This window comes from Methylobacterium sp. C1 (assembly GCF_001854385.1).
GTDB lineage: Bacteria > Pseudomonadota > Alphaproteobacteria > Rhizobiales > Beijerinckiaceae > Methylobacterium > Methylobacterium radiotolerans.
In genome coordinates this window covers 1,699,675-1,715,235 of the sequence record NZ_CP017640.1, presented here as the reverse complement: position 1 = coordinate 1,715,235, position 15,561 = coordinate 1,699,675, and the positions used below count along the sequence as shown (strand labels likewise).

The following is a 15,561-nucleotide window of genomic DNA, read 5'->3' as shown; positions in this document are numbered from 1 at the left end:
ATGGTTCGGCGTGAGGCTCAGGCGGTGGCGATGCGGCGGCCGTGCTCGTCCACCACCCGCTCGCCGTCCTCTTTGACGAATTCGCCCCGCTGCACCGGCAGGAGATCCAGCACGGCTTCGGAGGGCCGGCAGAGGCGCACGCCCTTGGGCGTCACCACCAGCGGGCGGTTGATGAGGATCGGGTGCGCCTCGATGGCATCGAGCAGCTGCTCCTCGGTCAGCGTCGGATCACCGAGCTTCAGTTCGGCGAACGGCGTGCCCTTCTCCCGGAGCACGTCGCGGACGCTCAGGCCGGCGCGGGCGAGGAGCTGCACCAGCAGCGCCCGCGCGGGCGGGGTTTTGACGTACTCGACCACATGCGGCTCGATGCCGGCGTTGCGGATCATCGCCAGGGTGTTGCGGGACGTGCCGCACGCGGGGTTGTGGTAGATCACGACATCGAACGGCTCAGCCATGGGCGGTTTCTCCGGGGGGGCAGCAGGTTGCCAGCGCGGCCATCGCCGGAGCGCAGACTTCCGGGCGGCCCTGGCAGCAGTCTTTCATCAGGAAGGCGATCAGGTCGGACAGCGCCGGGTAGGCGGCGCTGTAGATGATCGAGCGGCCCTCGCGCCGCGAGGCGACCAGCCCGGCGTGGCTCAGCTCCTTGAGGTGATGGGAGACGGTGGCGGCGGAGACGCCGACCGCCTCGGCCAGAGCGCCGGAGGCCAGGCCGCCCGGACCGGCGGTCACGAGCGCCCGCACCAGGCGCAGGCGATGTTCCTGGGCGAGGGCCGCGAACGCGGCGAGGGCTTGCGGCTCGTCCATTTTCGTTACAATCTTCAAATTACCGTTTGAAAGTACAAGAAAGCCGATCCTTGGACAAGCCTGCACAGCCCTTCACCGATGGCCTGCCGAACTTGAGCCAGACGCACTTCGTGGTGCCGACCCGCGCCAGCGCGGTTTCGGCCGCGCCGTTCACCCATGCGCCCCGGTTCCTGATCCTCTATGGCTCCCTGCGCGAGCGCTCGTTCAGTCGGTTCCTCGCCTACGAAGCCGCTCGGCTGCTCGAAGCCATGGGTGGCGAGGTGCGGATCTACGACGCCCGCGGCCTGCCCCTGCCCGACGACACGACCGCCGACCACCCGAAGGTGCAGGAGCTGCGCGCCCTGTCGATCTGGTCCGAGGGACAGGTGTGGGTGTCGCCCGAGCGGCACGGCAACCTGACCGGCGTGATGAAGAGCCAGATCGACTGGCTGCCCCTCTCCGAGGGCAGCGTGCGACCGACCCAGGGGCGCACCCTCGCCGTCATGCAGGTGTCCGGCGGGTCGCAGAGCTTCAACGCCGTGAACAGCCTGCGCCTGCTCGGCCGCTGGATGCGTATGATCACCATCCCGAACCAGTCGTCCGTGCCGATGGCCTACAAGGAGTTCGACGACGCCGGCCGGATGAAGCCGGGGCCGCTCTACGAGCGCGTCGTGGACGTGTGCGAGGAGTTGATGAAGTTCACGCTCCTGACCCGCGAGCGGGCCGACTACCTGGTGGACCGCTACAGCGAGCGGAAGGAGCGCGAGCCGGAGCGGCTGAGCGCGGTGGCCGCCGATATCGGCTTTGTGAAGCGCTGAGACCTCTCCCGAGAAACGACCCGTGGAGCGCGCCGATGCCGACCCTTGAACGCCCGGACCGGATGGCGCCGGCCGCCACGGACATTCCGCTGGGTGCCCTGCTCGCCGCTTGCGACGCGCAGCCGGCCGCGCCCCTGGTGTTCAGCTACGCCGGCCGGACGATCGAGCGCGGCTATCATGTCACCGAGGTGAAGGCCGGGCAGTTCGCCGCCCTCGACTGCGGGGCCAACCCGGAAGCCTGGTCGGAGATCTTCGTCCAGCTCTGGGACGTGGTCGACGGCGACCGCACCCACATGACCGCCGGCAAGGTCGCGGAGATCATCCGCACGGTGTCGGAGCACGTCGGCCTCGACCCGGGCGCCCGGCTCACCTTCGAGGTCAGCGACGGAGTCGCGCCGATGCAGCTCCATCGCGCTGACGCCCCCGTCCGGTCAGGAGATGTGCTGACCGTGGCCCTGGCGCCGCGCGTGGCGAGCTGCAAGCCTCGTGATCGATGGCTGGAGGCGAAGCGGCGAGACGACGCGCGCTGCTGCTGAGGTGCTGTCCCTTCGACGACCGTCGGCACAAGGGCGCGGCGCACGCGTCCGGTGGCCGGGCGGGGTCGGGCTTGCCAAGCCGGGTTCGGGTTGGATTGGTCGACCTTCGGCCTGCCGCTCCCGTCGAACGGGTCTCTACCCCAGACGATGAAGCCACACAGGCGGGACGCGTCGGATCCGCACCGCTCGGTCCGGACCCGGGCGCGACCGTCTCCCGTGAGCCAAGTCCCGAACGGCTCGGCCGGACGCGGCGGCGGTCACCGAGGCGAACGGGGCCGCTAGGCGGGAGCGGTCATCGGATTCCGTTGTAACGTGGGGCGGAGGGGTGGCTCACGGCGTCGCCGCCGCGTGGCCGCACGCCTCGTCCCGCGGGCCGACGAAGCGGCCGAGCAGTCGGCCGAGCAGTCGGCCCAGGCTGTCCATCAGCAGGAACACGGCCGGGACGAAGACGAGGGAGAGCAGGGTCGAGACGATGAGGCCGGCGATGACCGCCACCGCCATCGGCGCCCGGAACTCGCCGCCGACCCCGAGCGCCATGGCGGACGGGACCATGCCCGCCGCCATCGCGATGGTCGTCATCACGATGGGCCGCGCCCGCTTGCGGCCGGCCTCGACGATGGCGGTGACCCGGTCGACGCCGCGGCCCATCTCCTCGACCGCAAAGTCGACCAGCATGATCGCGTTCTTCGTGACCAGTCCCATCAGCATCAGGATGCCGATGACGACCGGCATCGAGATCGGCATCTGGAAGAGGAGCAGGCCGAGGATGGCGCCGCCGACGGACAGAGGCAGCGAGAACAGGATGGTCAGCGGCTGCAGGAACGAGCCGAACAGCAGGACGAGCACCGCGTAGACCATCATGATGCCGGCGCCCATCGCCATCAGGAAGCCCGAGAACACCTCGCCCATGATCTCGGCGTCGCCGGTCTGCTTGATGGTCACCCCCGGCGGCAGAGTCCTGGCCGTCGGCGTCCGCAGCGCCTCGGCGATGAGCGTCCCGAGGGCCTCCGAGTTCTCCATGTTGGCCTCGACGGCCACGCGCACCGCCCGGTCGTAGCGGTCGATGGCGCCGGGTCCCTGGTCGAGCTCGATGTCGGCCACGACCGCCAGCGGCACGGCGGCCCCGTTCTTGGCCGGCACTTTCAGGTTCTCCAGCCGTGAGACGGCGCCGCGGGCGCTCTCGGGCAGTTGCACCCGGATCGGCACCTGGCGGTCCGCGGCGTTGAACTTCGCGAGGTTCAGGCCGATGTCGCCGATGGTCCCGACCCGGACGGTCTCCGCGATGGCGTCGGTCGAGACGCCGAGATCGGCCGCCACGCCCTCCTTCGGCCGGATGCGGACCTCCGTCCGGTTCAGCGGCGCCGTCGACATCACCGCCACGAGGTGCGGGATGGCGGCCATGTCGCGCTGCAGCCGCGCGGCGACCTCCGTGACGACGTCGGCGTCGGGACCGCTCACCACCAGGGCGAGGTCGCGCTGGCCGCTGTCGCGCAGGGTCCAGGACCGGATGTCGGGCTCCTCGGCGAGCAGGGCCGCGATCTCGGCCTCGACCGTCCACTGGCGCTTGGCGCGCGCGGCCTTCGGCGTGAGGTTGACGGTCAGGGTCGCGAGCCGGGTCTCCTTCTTGCCGCCGACCTGCCGTCCGCCGTCGACGAAGACCGAGGTCACCTCGGGCAGCGCCCGGATGCGCGAGACCACCCGGTCGGACACCGCCACCGTGTCGGCGAGCTTCGCGCCCGGCGCCAGCTCGACCATGAACAGCGTGCGGGCATTGTCCTGCTTCGGGATGAAGCCCGAGGGCAGCAGGCCCGTCGACGCGATGGAGGCGGCGAACAGCGCGAGGCCGGCGAACAGCGTGACGACCCGGTGGCGTACCGACCAGCCGACGAGGCGCGTATAGGCCCGCATGACCGGTCCCTCGCGCTCGTCGTGGTGGCCGCGGTCGCGCAGGAAGTAGGCGGCGAGCATCGGGGTGATGAGGCGCGCCACGAGCAGCGACATGAACACCGAGACCGCGATGGTGAGGCCGAACTGGATGAAGTAGCGGCCGGCGATGCCCGGCATGAACGAGACCGGGGCGAAAACGGCGATCAGGGTCGCCGTGATGGCGATGACCGCGAGGCCGATCTCGTCGGCGCCCTCGATGGCCGCTCGGTAGGGCGACTTGCCCAGCCGCATGTGCCGGACGACGTTCTCGATCTCGACGATGGCGTCGTCCACGAGGATGCCGGTCACCAGCGTGATCGCGAGCAGGCTGATGCCGTTCAGCGTGAAGCCCAGCGCGTCCATCGCCCAGAAGGTCGGGAAGACCGAGAGGGGCAGCGCCACCGCCGCGATGAGCGTGGCGCGCCAGTCGCGCAGGAACAGCAGCACCACGATGACCGCGAGGAGCGCCCCCTCGATCAGGGTGTGCATGGCGGAATCGTAGGAGCCGATGGTCGACGAGACCGACGAATCGATCAGCTCGAACTGCAGATCGGGATAGCTCGCCTGGAACTCGGCGATCTTCCTCTGCACCCCAGCCGCGACCTCGGCGTCGCTGGCGCCCGCACCGCGCGAGACCGCGAAGGCGACCACCGGCTCGCCGTTGAAGCGCGCGAAGGTGCGCGGCTCCTCGATACCGTCCTCGACGCGTGCGAGGTCGTCGAGCCGGACCTTGCGGCCGCCCGGCAGGACGATGGCGGTGGCCTTGAGGTCGCGCAGGGTGCGCGACGCGGCGAGCGTCCGGATCGACTGCTCGCGCCCGCCGACCTCGCCGCGCCCGCCCGCCATGTCGGCGGAGGTGAGGCGCAGCTGCCGGTTCACGTCCGCGGCGGTGATCCCGAGCGACAGCAGCCGGTCCGGCTGGAGCACGACCCGGACCTCGCGCGCGACGCCGCCGACCCGCTCGACGCCGCCCACGCCCTTCACGCCCTGGAGCGCGCGGGCGATCTTGTCCTCGACCAGCCAGGAGAGGTCGGCGGGCGTCATCGCGGGCGCCTTCACGCCGTAGACGAGGATCGGCAGGCCGGCGATCTCGACGCGGCTGATCACCGGCTCGTCGATGGTGCGGGGCAGGTTGATGCGGATCTTCGAGACCGCGTCCTTCACGTCGTTGACGGCGCGGTCGGTGTTCACCTCCAGACGGAACTCGACCGTGGTCACCGAGGAGCCCTCGGTGATGGCCGAGGTGATGTGCTTGACGCCCCGCACGCCGGCGATCGAGTCCTCGACCCACTTGGTGACCTGGGTCTGCAACTCGGACGGTGCCGCACCCGACTGGGTGATCGCCACCGAGACGATGGGCACGTCGACGTTGGGCATCTTCGTCACCGCGAGCCCGCGGAAGCTGACGAGGCCGAGCACGACCAGCACCAGGAACAGGACGAGGGGCGCGATGGGATTGCGGATCGCCCAGGCGGAGACGTTCAGGCGCATCGGGCGGCCCTGGCTCTCGTGACGTCGGGATGGGTGTGGGGACGCCGGCTTAAGGCACGCCGGCTTCGGCGGTGTCCCGCGGCGCGGGCACCGCGGCGACCGCGGGCGCGGGGGGCGGGGCCTCGAGGACCGGCCGGACCCGGTCGCCGTCACGCAGGAACGAGCCGGCCCGGGCCACGACGCGCTCGCCCTCGTTGAGGCCTGCGCGGATCTCGATGGTGTCCTCGTCGGCGATGCCGGTGCGCACGGTGCGGTCCTCGACCCGGTCGCCGGCGACAACGAGCACGCTGCGGCGTCCGCCGCCGTAGAGCACGGAGGCCTGGGGGACGCTCACGCCGCGGCTGCGGCCGAGCTCGACCCCGCCGCGGGCGAAGGTCCCGATGCGCAGGCGCGGGTCGGGATCGAGGCGCACGCGCACCTTGCCAAGGCGGGTGGCCTTGTCGACCTCGGGGTAGACGGCCCGCACGCGGCCCGCGACGCGGCCGCTCTCGCCGAGATCGATCCAGGCCGGGGCGCCCTCGCGCAGCAGGGGCAGCTTGGTCTCGACGATCTCGCCCTCGAGCTCGATCTCGCCGCGGGCGATCAGGCGGAACAGGGGCTCGGACGCGGCCGAGGCGGCGAGGCCGACCCGGGCGGTGCGGCGGCTGACGATGCCGTCCACGGGAGCGCGGATCTCCGTGCGGGCCAGCCGCAGGGACAGCTCGTCGCGCACGGCGCGGGCCTGGGCGAGGTCGGCCCTGGCCATGGCCAGCCCGTTGCGGGCGAAGGCGAGCCGGCCCTCGGCCTGGCGCAGGGCAGAGGTCCGGGTCTCCATCACCACGGCGGTGGTGTTGCCCGTGGATATGAGCGTCTTGGCCCGATCCAGGCTGAGCCGGGCCTCGGTCGCGGCGGCCTCGGCCTGCTCGATGCTGCTCTGGGACTGGGGCACGGCGGCCTCGGCCTTGGCCACCACCGCGTCCTGCTGGGCGATCTGGCGGTCGATGAGGTCGCGGGCGAGGCGCGCGAGCACCTGACCCTTGGTGACGCGCGCGCCCTCCTCGACCAGCACCTCGGTGACCCGGTAGCCGTCGATCTCGGGCGTCACCAGGATCTCGTCGCGGGGCACCAGGGTCCCGGTCACCGTCACGGTCTCCACGGTCTCGCGCCGCGTCGCCTCGACGACGCTGACCGCGGGCGCGGGCAACGGCTTGAGCGCGGCGGCGGCCTCGTCGCGGGCGGAGGCGGCCGACAGGCCGAGCGCCAGCAGCGCGGGGGCGACGAGGAAGGCGGCGCGGGTCATCGGCCGGTCTCCGGAACGGCGGTGGTGACCCGCGGCAGCGCGCCGTTCAGGCCCGCCTCGATCAGGGCCTGGAGGTGGGCGACGGCGGGGGCTGGGTCGTAGCCCGGCAGGATGGCGCGGCCGACGACGATGCCCTTCATCAGCGGGTTGATCGCCTCGAACATCGACGCGGGGTCGCAATCCGGCGAGGCGGCGAGCGCCGCGAACATCCCGCACAGCCACGCGCGGGCCTCGGCCTCGCTGCGGTCGACCAGCGCGGCGATGGCGGGGTTCCGCGTGGTTTCCGCCCAGAGGTCGAGGCGCAGCACCGCGGCCTCGCGGGTGATGCCGGTGAAGAACCGTTCGAGGATGCCGTTCAGGGACGCGCGGCGGTCGCCGTCCCGCTCCATCTCGGCGACCAGGGCGGCGCCGCGGGCGCGGTCGCGCTCCGCCATCGCCAGGACGATGTCCTCCTTCGAGGCGAAGTAGCGGTAGAAGTTGCCCTGGCTCATCGCGGCCTCGCGGGCGAGGTCCGACATCGTGGTGCGGTGGAAGCCGTTCCGGACGAAGCAGGCCTCGGCCGCGTCGAGGATCTGTTCGCGCCGCGCCGCCTGGACGTCGCGGACCTCGACGACGGCGCCGGTCACCGCGTCCACGACGCCAGCTCCGCCGCATGGGGCACGACCCGGCCGGCGTCCTGGACCGGGCGGACCTCGGCGCAGGCGCGCGAGACCACGTCGAGACCGGCGCAGGTCCGGGCCTGCCAGCCCCCGGCGCCGTTGCCGGTCCAGGAGATCAGTGCGGCCCAGCCCAGAAGCGCCACGAGGACGGCGAGCAGGTTGGCCGGGCGCGACGCCGCCACCGCGACGGAGCGCAGGCAGGCCCATGCCTCGGGGGCCGGTCCGTGGACGGGCCGCGCCTCTGAGAAACCGTGCATCATTCGCGTCTCCCGCGCCACGTCGGGAGCATTAGTGAACGTTCATTCTCATGTCAATGAACGTTCATTCACTGGTGCCGGGGCACTCAGCCGCGGCGTGCCGGGGTCCTGCTCTCCAGTCCGTCGCCGGGGGCCGTGTTCGTCCCCCGACGGATCGAGCAGCCGGGATGCGCGCCGGGGCTGTCGGGCGACGCCGGCGCTGAGCGCGCTGAGGGACCGCGACCTCCGCGGGCCGTCCAGGCCGGACGGACTCTCGATGCACGCGGTCGGGCCCGACGTTCCATCGCGCGTGGGCCATCGCGCGTGGGCGCGGTCACAGGGCGTCGTAGTACCCGATGGCCTCTTCGAGCTCCCGCTCCTCGTACCCGAAGTGCGAGATCACGACGCGTTCGAAGACCCCGTAGACCTCCCTGAGGTCGAGGACCTGTTCCCGCGTGGGGGCCGATGCGACGGACCGCACGATGGCGCGGATGCGTTCGAGGAGGGCGTGCACGGTGCGGTGCTCCGCGCCGAGGCGGTCGAGGACCCGGCGCAGGCCGTCGGATTGCCGCAGCCTGGGGTACATGTCGCCCTCCTCGATGTCGTGGTGCATCTGGAGGAGGTGGCACTGGCGCCCGCAGAGGGTGCCGAAGGCACGGTAGTTCTCGGTCAGCGTCATCGACGCCACGCCGTCCGTCACCGCCTCGACGGTGCCGGTGCCCGCCAGGAAGCGGTCGAGCGCGCCGCGAACGGCGGCGAGCTCCGCGAGGTGGTGGCGATGATACAGGGCCAGGCGCCGCCCTCGCGCCCGCTGGGCCGGGGTCACGCCGGGGATGGGCGGCGCCTTCGGGCGCGTGGCATCGTCCAGGAAGGGAATGCCATCGAGGGCGCGGCCAAGCCTTGCCTCGACAGGCGGCGCGGCGGCTTCGGGCGTGTCGGGGGCCATCGGATGTGCCGTTCTCCGTCAGGCCGGCGGGAGGCGCTTCTTGAGGTCCATGTTCTCCCGGTAGAGCGCCCCGAGGTTCTTGAACACGCCGTTCAGGTAGGACTGGTAGGTGGGCAAGGCGGCCGGCTCGACACCCGCACGTGCCGCGAAGTGCGCGACGATGGCGTCGGACTCCGTCGTGAAGCTGCCGGGCGTGAGTTCGGCCGCCGGGAAGGTGACCTTCTCGACCACCGGGCCGAGCAGGCCGCGGATCTCGGTTTCCTCCTCGGTGCCGGGCGCGAACTCGCGCAGGACGACGCCGTCGAGTTGTCCAGCCTCGAGGAGGAACAGGCGCACCTTCATGCAGAAGGGGCAGCCCGCCTTGAGGAAGAGGACGGGCGCGAACGGTGTCTCGGTCATCGTAGGACTTCCTGTGCGATGGGGTCGGGTGTCGTGGGCAGCTGGCGCGCGACGGCCCGGCCCTGCGGCCTACCGCGGGCGTGGGACGAGACGGGCTGACGGGTCGCGGCGCAGCGACGCGAGCACGACGTCGAGGCTGAGCAGCAGGAAGGCGGGAGCCGCCGGGGTCGGGAGCACCAGGAGGTGCGCGAGGAGCGCGCCCACCATGGTCGCGGCGAGCCAGACGGCGCCGAGGAAGGCGTAGCCGGGTGTCAGGAGCGCGAGGGCGCCGACGACCTCGACGAGGCCCGTCGCGATGCGGAACCACTGCCCGAGGCCGATCTGATCGAAGGTCTGGACCATCATCGGCACGCCGGCCAGCTTGGCGCCGCCGGCCGCCAGATAGGCGGCGGACAGAGCCACCGACAGGACCCACGCGGCGATGTTGCGACCGCGCGAAGGTCGGGCGGCGCGGGCGAGACTCTGCGACATGCCGGGACCCTGGATGTGACCGGAGCGCCCGGAGCCGCGCGTGGGTTCCTTAGCAGGCCTCGGTTTCGTTTAGTGACCGCGTTATGATACGAGCCCCGTCTCCTCCTGCAAGACGGCACAGGAAGGGTACCGAGGTTACATGGATGTGACTGTCCATCGCCCCGAGCATTCGGCGGGATGCATGCGGGTCTCGAAGATCCTTTCCCGCATCGGCGACAAGTGGACCGTCCTCGTCATCATGCTCCTGCGCGACCGGTCGCGTCGGTTCAGCGAGTTGAAGCGCGGTGTCGAGGGGATTTCCCAGCGGATGCTGACCCTCACTCTGCGGAATCTGGAGCGGGATGGGCTCGTGACGCGAACGGTGACGCCCTCCATCCCGCCGCGGGTCGATTATGAACTGACGGAACTCGGGCACTCCCTGGCGGGGCCGATCCAGGCCCTCGGGGCGTGGGCGTTCGATAACATGGCGCAGATCGATGCGGCTCAGACTGCCTACGACGCGAAGGAGAAGGCTGTCTGAGACGGAACGGTCGCCGTCTGCCTCGACGCGCGTACCGCGCGGAAGCGGACCGGCGGAGACCGGCCCGCGACGGCTGTTCGGTTCGCCGCGTTCGTGGTTGCCCGTCTTCGACAGGGGTACGGCCCGCGGACGCCGCCTCGCGCGTCGGATCGATGACTGGGCTCCGGAACGTCGATCAGCCCCGGTGGCGGGAAGCCTCGACCGCGAAGGCCGGCGCGGCCTGGCGACGGCGCGGGCAGGTCCGGCGATCTCGGCCAGCACGAGATCCTCCGGGCGGTAGGCGAGACCGAGCCCGGCCAGCGCCGCGCTCCGGTTGAGGTCGATGCGGTTGAACGCACGCGGTCCGTCCACATCCCAGCCGCTCCACCGTCCCGGCGTGGACGGGGTCCGGTCCCGGCAAGATCACGACGCGATCTCATCCACGTTCGGGGCGCCGGGCCGGAGGCTCGGGCGCGTGACTGTGGAGGCGATGTCGACGGGCGAGCCGCGACATGTGGCGGTCCCCGGCATCGCCCCGCGTGAGCCGTTCGTGGGCAAGCGCGGGGTCCGCGCCCTCGCGGTCGCCACCGACCCGCACGGGAAGGTCCAGTACGGGAAGGTCCAGTACGGGCAGGACAGCCGCCCCGGTGACCATGCCGTCACCGTGCTGCCGGACGGGGTTCCCGACACGTACGTGGCCGCGTCGCGCGGGGACGGGGGACCTGCCTGTGCGCCGGCCCTGACGGTCGCGACCTCGCCACTTCCGTGGATGCGCACGGCGCGGCGTTCGGTGCGGCGTTCGGCGTCGAGACCCTCCTGCCGGAGGGCGGCGTGGTCCGGCGCCGCTACCGGGTGGAGAAAGCGCCGACCTGATCCGCATGGACGGCGCGGCCCGCGCACTGGGGGGAGACTGGCGGCGCGAAACGGGGTCTGATCGGGACGTCGCCCGTGCCGTTTCTCGTGCCCCAGCGAGAAAACGTGCCCCAGCGAGAAAAGCTGCGTCCAGCCCAGGGGACCGATGGTCCGGGCGGACCGTCAGGAGCGGCCGGCTCCGACCATCGAGCTACGGGCCCGGGCGGCGCCGACGGATAGCCGAGCCCCGGCCGTCACCCGGATCTCGCCGCGCCGCGGGAGCGCCGGGTCCGGGGCGCGGGATCCTGTGCGACCGGTTCGTCCGCCGGCGCGCCCACGGGGGCGGCCACCGGCGCGGGCGCCGTGTCCTTGATGCGCCACAGGTAGCGGGCCAGGATCGAGCGGTACGGCGCGAAGGCGGCCGCCACCGCGGCGGTATCGGCCCGCCCAGTGAGGCGGCGGAGGCACCCCACCGCCGCCACGTCGCCCGCGGGCCAGATGTCGGGGTCGTGGAAGTGGAAGATGCCGACCATGTCGGCCGTCCAGGGGCCGACGCCGCGGATGCCGCACAGGATCGCCGCCCGCTCGGGATGCGGCAGGTCGGCGAGGCCGGGCCCGAGCAGGCCCGCCGTCTCGGCCGCCACGATCGCCTGGAGCGCCCGCACCTTGTTGCCCGAGATGCCGCAGGCCCGCAGCAGCGCCGCGTCCCCGGCCTCGAACAGGTCCCGCGGGCGCGCGCCCGCCGCCGCGGCCGCGGCCTCGATCCGGGCCCAGATCGCCGCCGCCGCCCGGACGGAGAGCTGCTGGTTGACCACCTCGACGAACAGGCGGTCGGCGACGCACGGATGCGCCGGCGGCTCGATCCGGATCGGACCGGCCCGCACCAGGGCGGCCCGCAGCGGCGGATGGGCGCGCGCCGCGTCCAGGAGGTGGTCGTAGATGGCGGGATCCAGCATCGCCGCAGCCTAACCGGCCCGCGGGGTTTCGCGGAAGCGGCCCTGGAGCCGTCCGGAGCGGTCCGGAAACGCGGCGATGCGGCCGCGCGCCTCGCGCCGGCCGGTCTGGACGGGACGCGCCCGCGGCCCAGGTCTCGACACCATGGCGATCTTCTTCACCGCGGACACGCATTTCGGCGACCCGCACATCCTCCGCCACCGGGGGGCGCGGTTCGGCGGCGTCGAGGCCCACGACGAGGCCCTGGTCGCCGGCTGGAACGCCGTGGTCGGCCCGGAGGACGCCGTCTGGCACCTCGGCGACTTCGCCGCCCATGCCAGCCGGGCGCACTGCGCGGCGATCTTCGCGCGGCTGAACGGCACCAAGCGCCTCGTCCGGGGCAACCACGATTCGAACCGCGTCCTGGACCTGCCCTGGGCCGAGCCGCCGGTGGAGAGCGCCCGACTCTCCGTCGCGGACGCGCGCGGGCGGCCGCACCGCCTGTTCCTGTCGCACTACGCGCACCGGGCCTGGCCGGGCCTGTGGCGGGAGACGCGCCACCTCTACGGGCACAGCCACGGCTGGCTCGCCGACACCACGCGCTCCTGCGATGTCGGCGTGGATGCCTGGGACGACCGCCCGGTCACCCTCGACGCGATCCTGCTGCGCCAGGACGCGGCCGCGGGCGCGCCGGAGGAACTCGCGGCCCACGGCCTGCGCTGATGGGTGGGGACCGGCGCGCTACATCGTCCGCCGGAGCATCGACAGCCCGGCAGGAGGCCGCATCGCCATGACCGACATCCCCGCCCCGCCGCCGGGCTCGACCGAGGCGGCGACCCGGGCCGCCGATCAGGCCGCGACCGAACTCGGCCTCGGGACCGACTGGGCCGCCCTCGGCGCGCCGGACTGGGCCCGGGTCTGCCGCCGGGCCGGCGCGATCCTCGCCGGGCAGGGCCTGGCGCCGACGCCCGGCTGGGACGGAGCCCTGGCGCGGGCGCTCGGCCGCCCCGCTCCCGCGGCCGACCGGGACGAGCTGGCCCGCGACGCGGCCGACACCGTCCTGGCCGAGAAGGGCGAGGTCTTCGCCCCCGAGGACGATGCCTGAGGCGGACGACGACACGCTGTCGGACTTGCCACCGGACTTGCCACCGGATCTGCCACCGGACGTGACATCGGGCGGGCCGGTGGTTGCCGCGGCGGGGGTGCGGGCCGATGTAGGAGGCATGCCTCATCCCGAACACCGGGCCGAACACCGGCCTGATCACCGCCGTGCCGCCCCCGGACCGACCGAGCGCTACGCCGCCGGCGCGGCACCGTCCGCCCTGCGGGTGGTGCCCGTCGCGGGTGGCCCGATCCTCGACGCGCAGACGCGCGTGCGGCTCGGCCACCAGATGCGGGCGATGTACGATCCGGTGATCGACGAGGCGCTGGATCCCCGGCTGGCGGAGCTGCTGCAGCAGCTCGACGCGGACCGGAGCGGCTCGACCTGAGATCCGGGCGGGGGGCGTCCGGCCCGCGCATCCGCTGCGGCTGCCGGCGAAGAGGCTCCCATCGGTGGATCGGGGGGATGTCACACCGATGGGAGCCCGGCCGAGTCGACGGATCGACCCAACCCGCTCCATATCGCCCAGGCGACGGCCCGGGCGCTTTCACCTAAGTCAATTTGCTGGCGAATACGGCCGTCGAAGTGTCGAATTGGCGTATTCGATCGTGACAATCGTCGCGATCAGGCCGAAGTGCCGGTCACCGACAGCATGACCCCGTCACTGCCGATCTCGTCGCCGCCGTAGCCGAGCATGCGCGCGAGCTGCTCGCGGGCGCGCCAGACCCGGCTCTTCACGGTGCCGATCCGGCAGTTCATGACGACGGCGGCTTCCTCGTAGCTCAGGTTCTCGATCGCCACGAGGACCAGCGCCTCGCGCATCACCGGCGCGAGGCGGTCGAGGGCCGCGCGCACGTCCTGCAGGTCGAGGTGGCCCCCCTGCTCGGGAATGCTGGTCAGCCGCTCGGCGTAGTTGCCGTCGGTGTCGGCGACCTCGCGGCCCTGCTTGCGGTGCTGGCTGTAGAAGACGTTGCGGAGGATCGTGAACAGCCACGCCTCCAGGTTGGTCCCGGGGGTGAAGCCGCCGCGGCCGCGCCAGCCGCGCAGCAGGGTGTCCTGCACGAGATCGTCCGCCGCGGCCGGGTCGCGCGTCAGCGAGACCGCGAACCGGTGCAGCGCCGGCACCACCTCCAGCAGGCCCGCGCGGAAGGTCTTGTCCCGCTCGCCCTCGGCCTGCGCGAGGGCGATCTCCAGGCGCGCGAGCAGGTCGGCGAAGGGGTTCGTGGCACCGTCCGCGTCCTGGCCGATCCGGTCGTAGGTGCGGCCGAGCAGGGTGCCGAGATGGGCCCGCACGGCCTCCGGCAGGCCGAAGCGAGTCTCGTCCCCGGCCTCCTCTGCGACATCCGCGATGGGATCGAGGAGCGATGAGCCTTCGGTGTCGGGCATTCGGTCCGGTCGTCGGCGGGCGGGCCGGTCAAGCCCAGAGGACCGGTTGTGGCGTGCCCGGGCCGCCCATGCCGCAACATGGGTTAGCGCTTTGCCCGAACGGAGCTCAGCCGCGGGCGGCGAACCGCCGCGCCGCCGCGAGGCCGGCGAGGAGCCCCGCGCAGGCCCCCGCGGCGGCGAGCCCGGTGCCGAGGGCGGTGCTCAGCGTGCCGGCATCGGGGACGTGCTTGCGGGCGCGCCAGCCGCCGTCGGCGCGCGTGCCCTCCGGCGTCGGCGCGCGCAGGGCGCCGTGCGTGCGCGGCCCGGGCTCGGCCCGGTCGAGGGCCCGCCGGAACCCGGCGCCCATCAGGTGCTCGGTCGGGTACGGGGCGAGCGCGTAGCCCACCTGCGCGAGGCGGGCCGGCCAGCCGACCGCGACCTCGTCGCGCGGGTGGCGCACGAGGCGGAGATAGGTCTCGGCCACGGCCTCGGGCGCGTAGTACAGGTGCCCGGGATTGAGCCGCCGGCCGCTGACATTGGCGCCGTGATCCAGGCCCGGCGTGTCGACGATGGCGGGGAACACGGCGCAGACGCGGATGTGCCGGTGCCGGGCGAGTTCCTGGCGCAGGCTCGCCGAGAAGCCGCGCAGGCCGAACTTGCTGGCCGTGTAGGCGGCGGCGAAGGGCGTCGGTGCCCAGCCGCCCATCGAGACCGTGTTGATCAGCGTCCCCCGGCCGCGGTCGAGGAAGTGGGGCAGCACCGCGTAGGCCCCGTGCACGGCGCCCAGCAGGTTCACCGCGATCGTCTGCCGGTGCAGGTCCAGTGGGGCGTCCAGCAGGGGGCCGAACACCCCTACCCCGGCGTTGTTGATCCAGACGTCGATGCCGCCGAAGGCCCGGAGCGCCGCCCGGGCCAGGGCGTCCACCGCCTCGGGCTCGGTGACGTCGGTGGGCACCGCGACGGCCTCGGCGCCCGACGCGCGCAGGTCGCGGACGATCCCGTCGAGCACGTCGGCCCGCCGCGCCGCCAGGACCACCCGCGCGCCCCGCGCCGCGAAGGCCTCGGCCGCCGCCCGGCCGATGCCGCTCGAGGCCCCGGTGATGACCACCGTCCCGCCGTCCAGGCGCGCCATGCCGGTTCTCCGCGTCGTTCGCCGTCGAGTTGCAACTGCACGGCGAACCGTTCCCAGCGCCGCGGCGTTCCCCCTCGCAGCTGCGGCCATTCGGACGCGCCGTCCCGGACGCGCCGATCCGGACGCCGCGACGC

The 15,561-nt window shown here is 72.8% G+C and carries 18 protein-coding genes; 6 read left to right on the top strand and 12 right to left on the bottom strand.

Annotated features, from left to right (window positions below):
* Positions 1 to 17: 17 nt before the first annotated feature.
* The gene (arsC, locus tag BKE41_RS08060) at positions 18 to 455 is read right to left on the bottom strand and encodes an arsenate reductase (glutaredoxin) (RefSeq protein ID WP_024830576.1); all 438 of its coding nucleotides are present in this window, start codon (positions 453 to 455) and stop codon (positions 18 to 20) included.
* On the bottom strand, positions 448 to 804 hold the full coding sequence (locus BKE41_RS08055) for a metalloregulator ArsR/SmtB family transcription factor (RefSeq protein ID WP_012318364.1): 357 nt from the start codon (positions 802 to 804) through the stop codon (positions 448 to 450). Before BKE41_RS08055 ends, arsC begins: the two co-directional genes overlap by 8 nt.
* Positions 805 to 854: 50 nt before the next feature.
* Between BKE41_RS08055 and arsH the strand changes: the two genes are divergently transcribed.
* Positions 855 to 1,601 (top strand): arsenical resistance protein ArsH, encoded by a 747-nt coding sequence (gene arsH, locus BKE41_RS08050; RefSeq protein WP_059409575.1) that lies wholly within the window; start codon positions 855 to 857, stop codon positions 1,599 to 1,601.
* 35 nt (positions 1,602 to 1,636) lie between these two features.
* Positions 1,637 to 2,137 (top strand): DUF6428 family protein, encoded by a 501-nt coding sequence (locus tag BKE41_RS08045; RefSeq protein ID WP_083374317.1) that lies wholly within the window; start codon positions 1,637 to 1,639, stop codon positions 2,135 to 2,137.
* 330 nt (positions 2,138 to 2,467) lie between these two features.
* On the opposite strand, the gene BKE41_RS08040 is transcribed toward BKE41_RS08045, so the two are convergent.
* The 7 genes from BKE41_RS08040 to BKE41_RS08010 all read right to left on the bottom strand — a co-directional run bounded on the left by BKE41_RS08040 (position 2,468) and on the right by BKE41_RS08010 (position 9,544).
* Positions 2,468 to 5,554, bottom strand: coding sequence for an efflux RND transporter permease subunit (locus BKE41_RS08040; RefSeq protein WP_012318361.1), 3,087 nt, complete (start codon positions 5,552 to 5,554; stop codon positions 2,468 to 2,470).
* Positions 5,555 to 5,603: 49 nt separating this feature from the next.
* Positions 5,604 to 6,833 carry an efflux RND transporter periplasmic adaptor subunit gene (locus BKE41_RS08035; protein WP_024830579.1) on the bottom strand — a complete coding sequence of 410 codons (1,230 nt, stop codon included), beginning with the start codon at positions 6,831 to 6,833 and terminating at the stop codon, positions 5,604 to 5,606.
* Positions 6,830 to 7,468 carry a TetR/AcrR family transcriptional regulator gene (locus BKE41_RS08030; RefSeq protein ID WP_012318359.1) on the bottom strand — a complete coding sequence of 213 codons (639 nt, stop codon included), beginning with the start codon at positions 7,466 to 7,468 and terminating at the stop codon, positions 6,830 to 6,832. The genes BKE41_RS08035 and BKE41_RS08030 overlap by 4 nt, the downstream gene beginning before the upstream one ends.
* On the bottom strand, positions 7,456 to 7,749 hold the full coding sequence (locus BKE41_RS08025) for a hypothetical protein (protein ID WP_159392737.1): 294 nt from the start codon (positions 7,747 to 7,749) through the stop codon (positions 7,456 to 7,458). Before BKE41_RS08025 ends, BKE41_RS08030 begins: the two co-directional genes overlap by 13 nt.
* Positions 7,750 to 8,062: 313 nt before the next feature.
* Positions 8,063 to 8,674: a hemerythrin domain-containing protein gene (locus BKE41_RS08020; protein ID WP_012318357.1), complete on the bottom strand. Its 612-nt coding sequence runs from the start codon at positions 8,672 to 8,674 to the stop codon at positions 8,063 to 8,065.
* Between the two features lie 18 nt (positions 8,675 to 8,692).
* Positions 8,693 to 9,073, bottom strand: a complete 381-nt coding sequence (locus BKE41_RS08015; RefSeq protein ID WP_070999030.1) for a glutathione S-transferase N-terminal domain-containing protein — start codon at positions 9,071 to 9,073, stop codon at positions 8,693 to 8,695.
* A 69-nt stretch (positions 9,074 to 9,142) separates the two neighbouring features.
* Positions 9,143 to 9,544, bottom strand: a complete 402-nt coding sequence (locus BKE41_RS08010; protein WP_029360911.1) for a DoxX family protein — start codon at positions 9,542 to 9,544, stop codon at positions 9,143 to 9,145.
* A 139-nt stretch (positions 9,545 to 9,683) separates the two neighbouring features.
* Here BKE41_RS08010 and BKE41_RS08005 point away from each other — a divergent pair, with 139 nt between their 5' ends.
* On the top strand, positions 9,684 to 10,064 hold the full coding sequence (locus tag BKE41_RS08005; RefSeq protein ID WP_012318354.1) for a helix-turn-helix domain-containing protein: 381 nt from the start codon (positions 9,684 to 9,686) through the stop codon (positions 10,062 to 10,064).
* A 1,085-nt stretch (positions 10,065 to 11,149) separates the two neighbouring features.
* Here BKE41_RS08005 and BKE41_RS08000 read toward each other — a convergent pair.
* Positions 11,150 to 11,851, bottom strand: coding sequence for a (Fe-S)-cluster assembly protein (locus tag BKE41_RS08000; protein ID WP_012318353.1), 702 nt, complete (start codon positions 11,849 to 11,851; stop codon positions 11,150 to 11,152).
* Between the two features lie 142 nt (positions 11,852 to 11,993).
* Between BKE41_RS08000 and BKE41_RS07995 the strand changes: the two genes are divergently transcribed.
* The 3 genes from BKE41_RS07995 to BKE41_RS07985 all read left to right on the top strand — a co-directional run bounded on the left by BKE41_RS07995 (position 11,994) and on the right by BKE41_RS07985 (position 13,318).
* The gene (locus tag BKE41_RS07995; protein WP_012318352.1) at positions 11,994 to 12,551 is read left to right on the top strand and encodes a metallophosphoesterase; all 558 of its coding nucleotides are present in this window, start codon (positions 11,994 to 11,996) and stop codon (positions 12,549 to 12,551) included.
* A 67-nt stretch (positions 12,552 to 12,618) separates the two neighbouring features.
* Positions 12,619 to 12,933, top strand: a complete 315-nt coding sequence (locus tag BKE41_RS07990; RefSeq protein ID WP_070999029.1) for a hypothetical protein — start codon at positions 12,619 to 12,621, stop codon at positions 12,931 to 12,933.
* Between the two features lie 118 nt (positions 12,934 to 13,051).
* A complete protein-coding gene (locus BKE41_RS07985; RefSeq protein WP_024830586.1) occupies positions 13,052 to 13,318 on the top strand; it encodes a hypothetical protein in 267 nt (88 codons plus the stop codon).
* A 236-nt stretch (positions 13,319 to 13,554) separates the two neighbouring features.
* On the opposite strand, the gene BKE41_RS07980 is transcribed toward BKE41_RS07985, so the two are convergent.
* The gene (locus BKE41_RS07980; protein WP_012318349.1) at positions 13,555 to 14,316 is read right to left on the bottom strand and encodes a sigma-70 family RNA polymerase sigma factor; all 762 of its coding nucleotides are present in this window, start codon (positions 14,314 to 14,316) and stop codon (positions 13,555 to 13,557) included.
* A 106-nt stretch (positions 14,317 to 14,422) separates the two neighbouring features.
* Complete coding sequence (locus BKE41_RS07975; protein WP_070999027.1) at positions 14,423 to 15,427, bottom strand: SDR family oxidoreductase; 1,005 nt, start codon at positions 15,425 to 15,427, stop codon at positions 14,423 to 14,425.
* Positions 15,428 to 15,561 lie beyond the last annotated feature (134 nt).